Origin of the sequence: Streptomyces sp. SBT349 (assembly GCF_001083795.1) — a bacterium.
Classification (GTDB): domain Bacteria; phylum Actinomycetota; class Actinomycetes; order Streptomycetales; family Streptomycetaceae; genus Streptomyces.
Map to the genome: position 1 here is coordinate 1 of NZ_LAVK01000577.1, position 2,637 is coordinate 2,637.

General features: G+C 75.1%; 2 protein-coding genes and 1 pseudogene. 1 reads left to right on the top strand and 2 read right to left on the bottom strand.

The genetic code is table 11. The features are described from left to right. Both ADY01_RS34785 and ADY01_RS34790 read right to left on the bottom strand, forming a co-directional pair. A pseudogene (locus ADY01_RS34785) lies at window positions 1–226 on the bottom strand (hypothetical protein); the annotation flags it as partial. Between the two features lie 155 nt (window positions 227–381). Continuing rightward, a complete protein-coding gene (locus tag ADY01_RS34790) occupies window positions 382–1,782 on the bottom strand; it encodes a hypothetical protein (RefSeq protein ID WP_049580811.1) in 1,401 nt (466 codons plus the stop codon). 180 nt (window positions 1,783–1,962) lie between these two features. Between ADY01_RS34790 and ADY01_RS34795 the strand changes: the two genes are divergently transcribed. Continuing rightward, window positions 1,963–2,625 carry a bifunctional DNA primase/polymerase gene (locus ADY01_RS34795; RefSeq protein WP_053171543.1) on the top strand — a complete coding sequence of 221 codons (663 nt, stop codon included), beginning with the start codon at window positions 1,963–1,965 and terminating at the stop codon, window positions 2,623–2,625. Window positions 2,626–2,637 lie beyond the last annotated feature (12 nt).

A 2,637-nucleotide genomic window follows, 5' to 3' on the forward strand; every position in this document is an offset into this window, starting at 1 on the left:
GCGGCGGAGCCGGGAAGCCGCCGGGCGGGGGCGGCGGAGCCACGGGCGGCACGGGTGCCGCGGCCTGCTGCGCCGGAGGCGCCGAGGCGGCGGGACCCCAGGGCTGGCCCCACGGCTGGCCCGAGGCGACCGTCTGCTCCGGTCCCGGCTCCCGCGCGTCGCCGGCGTTCGACGGCAGAATCACGCCCTCGCGGGGCTCGTTGTCCTGTCCGTTGTGGCTGGTCACCCGAGCTCCTCGTAGGTCAACGCTGTTCGCCGGGCCACGCTACCGGCTTACGAGGAGCCTGCGTGCGTCGCCCGCCGGCCGTCAAGTCGGGCAGGTCAGCCGTCAGTCGGGGCGCGCGGCACCCCCCGGACCGGCCCCAGGACCGATCCCCGGGCTCAGTTCCCCTCCCACCGCGCCGCGAACTCCCGGACGCGGGGCTCGGCCCGGTGCGGCTCCAGGCGAGCCGTGAAGTCCGCGAAGTAGTCCGTGCCGCGGCCCGAGCGCAGGCCGTTCAGCAACGTGCCCGCCTTCTCGGCCGTGCGGCAGGCGTGTTCGAGGTCGCCCTCCTGGAGCTGTCCCGTCGCCATCAGCAGCATGCCCACCGCGCGCCGGCGCGCCCTGCTCTCCGGGTGCGCGGCCAGCGCCTGGGCCGCGCGCTGCTGGGTCGCCCTGCCCTGGCCCAGGTCCCGGTGGCAGTGGGCGAGTTCGTCTGCGAGGTAGGCGGCGTCGAAGTGGGCGATCCACGCCGGATCGTCTCCCGATCCCTCGTTGGCGCGCTCCAGTGCCTCCAGCGCGGCCGACGCGGCGCGGCGGCAGCCCTCGCGGTCGCCCAACTGCGCGTAGCCGCGCGCCTCGGCGGCGTGGAAGAGCGCCTCCGCGCGCGGGGTGGCGCGCCCGCGCGAGCCCTCCTGCGCGGCGCGCGCGAGCTGGATCACCTCGCGCGGGTTGCCGAGCTGGGCCGCGAGGTGGCTCATCCCGGCCGCCAGGACATAGCCGCCGAAGCCGCGGTCGCCCGCCGCCTGGGCGAGGCGGAGCGCCTGGATGTAGTACCGCTGGGCCAGCCCCGGCAGGCCGCTGTCCACCGCCATGTAGCCGGCCAGCTCGGTCAGGCGGGCGGCGGCGCCGAACAGTTCGCGGCCCACCGTCTCGCGGTAGGCGCCGCCGAGCAGCCCGGCGACCACGCTGTTGAGGTAGTGGGCGACGACCGGGCGCACATGGCCCGCGCCCCAGCGCCGGTCGAGGTCGACCAGCGCGGCGGTCGTCGCGAGCACGGCCTCGACGTCCGCCGTGCCCACGCGCGGGCCCGAGGTGCGCGCCACCTCGGCGTCCGCCGGGGTGATCAGCCAGTCGCGGCTCGGCTCGACGAGCGCCGCGGGCGCCACATGCGAACCGCCGGCGGCGTACGGGTTCTGGCTCTCGCCGTTCTCGCGCCTGGCGATGTCGGAGTGCCACAGCTCCATGGCCTGCTCCAGGCACTCGCCGAGGCCCGCGGCGAAGTTCAGGCCGACGGACGAGGTGAGCTGGCGCGCGGTGCCCATGCCGATCTCGTCGACGGTCACCGGGCGGCCGAGCTTGCGCCCCAGCGCCTCGGCGATCACATCCGGCGCGCGCCCGCGCGGCTGCTGGCCTCGGATCCAGCGGGCGACGGACGTCTTGTCGTACCGGAAGTCGAAGCCGCGCTCGGCGGCACACATGTTGACGCGGCGCGCCAGACCGGCGTTCGAGCATCCTGCCTCGCGGATGAGGGAGAGCAGGCGCTCGTTCGGCTGGCGGGCGATCAGTGGTCTCGCGGTCATCAAGCGGCTCCCTGTGAGGACGGCCCGGGGAGATCCCGGCCACATCACTGCCCTGCCTCTGCCCGGTCCATCCCGTATGCCCCTGCTGATGCACCGATGCGCCCCGCATGCGGGTGGCACCGGGTGCGGCGGGTCGGCCCCCGGCCGTAACCCGTACGGAGCAGTCGAGTTGTCATCGGCGTGGAAGAGACCATCGGAGTCACCTCAGGAACAGCCCTTCCGGCGAACGGTGGGCGACACGACGGCAACCTGCTCGATCACGCCGTCCACTACGTCAAGGACCGCAACTGGGAGGTGCTGCCCGGGACATGGATCGAGGGAACCGGACAGGCTTTCTGGTGTTCATGTGGCGTCCTCGAGTGCGATGCGCCCGGCGCGCACCCCGTGCGCCGGGATTGGACGGCGCACACCACGGGGAGCGCCACGGTGGCCCGGCGCGCGTGGTCGCAGGAGCCGCGCGCGGCGATCCTTCTGCCGACCGGGAGGACGTTCGACGTGATCGACGTGCCGGAGACGGCGGGGTGTCTGGCGCTGGCCCGGATGGAACGGCTCGGCACGGTGCTGGGGCCCGTCTCGGGCTCGCCGTACGGCCGGATGCAGTTCTATGTGCTGCCCGGCGGCGCCGTGAAGATGCCGGGCCTGGTGCGGCGCCTCGGCTGGGCGCCCGGCGGTCTCGACCTGACCGTCCGCGGCGAGGGCGACTACGTGGCCGCGCCCCCGACGGTCACGGGGACGCGCGGCCGGGTGCTGTGGGTGCGCGGCCCGAGCGCGCGCAACCGCTGGCTGCCGGATGTGGAGGAACTGGTGGGGCCGCTGGCCTACGCCTGCGCGCAGGACGCCTGACCCCTCCCCGCC